The 4,591-nt window shown below is 57.6% G+C and carries 3 protein-coding genes; all 3 read left to right on the plus strand.

Annotated elements, in window-relative coordinates; genetic code table 11:
• The first annotated feature begins 248 nt into the window (after positions 1–248).
• Entirely contained in the window at positions 249–416 is a 168-nt protein-coding gene (locus NW815_RS02085; RefSeq protein WP_414415661.1) for a hypothetical protein, read from the plus strand.
• Between the two features lie 241 nt (positions 417–657).
• Entirely contained in the window at positions 658–2,124 is a 1,467-nt protein-coding gene (locus NW815_RS02090; protein ID WP_414388666.1) for a hypothetical protein, read from the plus strand.
• Positions 2,125–2,430: 306 nt separating this feature from the next.
• Positions 2,431–4,591, plus strand: a 2,161-nt coding sequence (locus NW815_RS02095; protein ID WP_414415662.1) for an ExeM/NucH family extracellular endonuclease, incomplete at its 3' end; no start/stop codon positions are given.

The following is a 4,591-nucleotide window of genomic DNA, read 5'->3' on the forward strand; positions in this document are numbered from 1 at the left end:
AGGGTTTTGGGGGTTAGAGGCATGCTCTCCAGCAGCGGCAGCCGCCGCGAAGGGAAGTTGAGGATATCTCTGTCAAGTTTTTCGGACTCGCAGCCGACCTGGCCGGCCTCAGCAATGTAGAAGCCGCTGTCATTGGACATGGAGAGGTAGAGGGCCCCTTCACCGAGATCAACAACCTGGACATCGAGCGGGATCCTCGCTTTCCCATTCGGGTCACGGTCCAGTTCTACAAAGCCACCGACAATGGCGTGGTCTCTGCTGAAGACATGGCCCAAATCCACCATCAAATTGCCCGCGTCTATCGAGAGGCCGACTATGTGGGCAGCTTGGTGCTTCAGCGGGACACAGGCCGACCTACGGAGTACGACCGTGATGCAGAGACAGAGCGCCCCTTTCCCTTTCCTGGGTGGCCCTAGTATCAGGGCCTACTGCGCATTCTTCCCACAACCTGCAAGCGAGGGGCAGCATCTTCTCGCCCTAGAGTTTCTCTACTACACTGACAACTGACCTGGTGCCAAGAGGAGGGGGTGTCGGCCCGATATCCTCGGCAAGGTCTGGGTCTGTAGAGGCGGTTGCCAAGGTCTCATTTCTTGAGGCCATGGTGCTTGTCTGTGCCAGCTCTTGCCCAAGGCAGTGGGGAGCTTTTCCTGCAACACTATGGCTGACGCAGTTCCCGTTCGGCGCTACGACCTGTTTGTGCAGGCTTCCCGGCTGCTGCAGCGCTACCGGCAGCTCACGCCGGAACTGCGTCCCATAGGGCTGGAGGTGGCCCTGGCCATCCAATATCACCGCGCTCAGGCCGGATCGGGATCCCTGCTGCCTTGGGTGGGATCCCCCCGCGGATTACCCTTGCAGCAAGTGGCCCAGCGCATTTGCGACCCGTTTTACAGCAAAACCCATCCTCTTTTGCCGACCTTGCCCGAAACCGGCGAGCCTTTGGTGTGGCCTCTGTTCAACCAGGGGGAAAACGGTTTGATCCGGCCCCTGGCCCCGAGCAAAGTGGGCGGGAAACTGGCGGAACGGCGCTGGCTCAAAGCCTGCAACAGCCAGGAAGGGATCGGCTGTCATGCTTTGGCGGCCCACTTGTGGCAAGACGAGCGCTTTTTGGCCGAAGACCGGGATCTCTGTCCTTTCCGCCTTTATGATGGGCGCTACCCCTTGAGCGTGGATCAAGGGCGACAGACTTGCGGCTTTGACGATCACCCCTGTGGCTGGCAGCCGGGACACCCCAAAATGTTGCAGGTGGTGGGCAAAGGCAAACAGGCCGAGATCCTGCTCCCCCACTGGACGGATGACATGTGGGCGATGCTTATTCCCTCCCATCGTCCGCTGCCGATTTACCCGCTCTTGGTGATGCTTTACTTTGGCCAAGAAACTTTGCAAAAGGGGCGGAGCAGCCTCTCCATCGAGCAATTTCGTCTGGATTTTCAGTTTAGCCAGTCTCAACTGCACCTGTTGTTCGACACCCACCCTGAGCACCCCTTGAATCGACACCTGCTTACCTGGGCTCAGCAGCCAGAGGTGGAGTGGGGATCCACAGAACTCTTGCCCCAGATGCCGCCCCTCCTGCATCAACCTGCTGGGGGCAAGGTGGTTTTGGATCCCGATGAGCCGCCCCAGTTCCGCAGCAGTGGGATCCCTCACAGCGCCGGGACAGACCCGCTGATGGCAGAACGCCGCCGTCGACGTCAGTTGGAGCGCAGCGAGCGCCACAACGAGCTTTTGCACCAGTTTCGCCGCTGGTTCCGCCTGGCAGGATTGGAAGTCCGGGAGGATCAGCATACCTTTGACTTTTTGGCCGTGGCGGACGGGCATCTGCTTTTGGCCGAAGTAAAGCTCCTGCACCACAAGGATGCGGCAGAGGCTTTGCAGGAAGTGGTGGGACAGTTGCTCTACTATGAGCGCTTTGCCCTCGGCCCTTGGATCGAGCAGGGCTTTTCCGTCCAGAAGGCCGCCGTTTTCGATGGGCCACCGCCAGATCCCTATGTGCGATTTCTAGAAGACCTGGGCATTGCCACCTACTGGATCAACGAGCAGCAGATGATCGATGGGCCGGAAAACTCTTTACGCCTGCTGCGCCAGATGGGGGTGCGGGTACGACCGGATCCCGAATTGGGGGATTAGGGGAAAAAGCCTGCCCATGTTCTCCCCTGAGTTTTGACTCAGGCGGGGGTAACTTCTTGTCTTCTTAAGCGTACCTTAGCTGCCCCTTTACTCAGATTCCTTCCTGAAGATGGTATCCATATAGTCCATATAGACGGTAAAAATACGGGATCCTTTGAAGTTTCGGGAGGAGTGAAGCAGATGTGGTCTAGGGTTACTTCGCGTCGTGTTGCCCAATCAATTGCGGTGCTAGTTTTTGGTTTGGTGCTTTTGGTTTCTCTGCAAGGGTTCGGCTCCAGAAGAACTCTTTTGCCAATACTTACACCTGTGCCAGCACCGACCCCGACTTCAACACCCACAGCCACGCCAACACCGACGCCCACGCCGGGAGGCTGTGATCCCAACGCCAACCTGATCCCAGTTGGCACTGTCCAGGGCACTGGCTTCACTTCCCCCCTGGTGAACCAAACAGTCACGGTTTCTGGAATCGTAGTAGGAGACTTTGAAAATGAGGGGGTGGCTGGCCAAACCTATCTCCAGGGCTACTACCTACAAGATGATGGTGACGGGAATCCCGCCACATCAGATGGCATCTTCGTTTTCAGTGGCACAGCTAATAACGTCAGGCTTGGGGATAGGGTTCAGGTGACCGGAACGGTTGCTGAGTTCCGCCAGCAAACCCAGCTCTCCAACGTCACCAGCTTTACTGTCTGTAGCTCTGACAATCCGTTGCCGGCCCCAGTGCAGATCTCTCTACCGCTGACTGCGGAGCAAAGGGAAGCTCTGGAAGGAATGCTGGTCACATTTGGAAATCAGCCCCTGTTTGTAACCGACTCCTTCTTGCTGGGACGCCACGGGGAGCTGAGTGTGGCCACAGAGCGGTTGTTCACTCCTACGCAAATTGCGGCTCCCAGCCAGGCAGCTGCCATTCAAGCGGAAAACGACCGAAAGCGGATTCGCATTGATGACCGGCTGCTCACCCAAAACCCAGATCCGGTTATCTACCCCACTCCGGGTGGCCTGAGCGCGGCTAACACTGTGCGCGGCGGCGATCGCGTCAGCAACATCACCGGGATCATGACCCAGTTGCGAGGCCGGAATGTCAGTGGCGATGTGGATGCGACCATCGACTACCGTATCCACCCCAATGATCCCAACAACTTGCCCAGGTTTACAGCCACCAACCCTCGCCCGCAAAACCCACCCTCAGTAGGGGGCTCCCTGAGGGTAGCTAGCTTTAACCTGTTCAACTACTTCAACACCTTCGGCAACGCCTGCTTCCCCAATAACTCCTCCTGTCGGGGAGCCAGCAACGCCACCGAGTTCACCCGCCAGCGGGATAAGCTCATCGAGGCTATTCGCCGCATGGATGCCGATATCGTAGGCCTCAACGAGTTAGAAAACGATGGATACGGTTCGAATAGTTCCATTCAGGATTTGGTGAACGGGCTCAACCAGGTCATGGGGGCAGGAACCTACGCCTTTGTGAATGTTGGAGTGCCCAACCTGGGCGGCGATGCCATCACCAACGGCTTTATCTACAAGCCAGCTACGGTTGAAATTGCCCCCGGCACTAACCCGGCCTTCCTGGACACAGGGGAATTCACCCAAGGCCCCGGACGCTTCCATCGTCCTCCTCTGGCTGTAACCTTCCGGCAGCGGAGCAACAACGCCACCTTCACTGTTGTGGTCAACCACTTCAAGTCCAAGGGTTCTCCCTGCGATCCTATTGACAACGATCCCTTCCAAGGCAATTGCAACGGCAACCGCACCCGGGCCGCTCAGCAACTCTTGAGCTGGCTCGCCACCAATCCAACCGGCTCCACCGATCCGGATGTGTTGATTATGGGGGATCTCAACTCCTACGCTATGGAGGATCCGATCAAAACTCTGGAGGCGGGCGGGTTCATCAACCTCAATGGCTCCAACAGCTACTCCTTTAGCTTCCAAGGACAGTGGGGATCTCTGGATCATGCCCTGGCCAACAGCAGTCTGAGACCCCAAGTTACAGGCTCAGCTAAGTGGCACATCAACGCTGATGAGCCCGTGAGCTTGGACTACACCCTGAGCTTCAAGAGTCCCTCTCAGCAGAGCCTATTCTACGCCAGCGATCCCTTCCGCTCTTCCGACCACGATCCGGTGCTCGTTGGCTTGAACCTGACTCCGGCCCCAACACCGACGCCGACGCCCACACCGACACCAACTCCTCCTTCCGTTAACCTGCCTTTGACTGAAGGCTTTGATAACTGCAACCCTGCTCCAGCCGGCTGGCAGATTGTGGATGTGGACGGCGACACCAGTCGTTCCTGGCGTTGTGTCAACTCCCTTGCCGAGGCCAACGCTTTCAACGGTCAGCAACCGGGTAATGACTGGCTGATCACTCCTCCTCTGAACCTGGCTTCCGTCAGCAACCCAGTTCTGACCTTCCGCAATCGGAGTTCTTTTAGCGATAACGGCCTTCCTGATACATTCACGCTGAACTCTCCTG

Origin of the sequence: Synechococcus sp. R6-7 (assembly GCF_047461695.1) — a bacterium.
Lineage (GTDB): Bacteria > Cyanobacteriota > Cyanobacteriia > Thermostichales > Thermostichaceae > Thermostichus.

What these genes read in the sequence shown, in the direction of transcription:
- NW815_RS02090 (WP_414388666.1), top strand. Translation starts at nt 658, where the DNA reads ATGGCTGACGCAGTTCCCGTTCGGCGCTACGACCTGTTTGTGCAGGCT.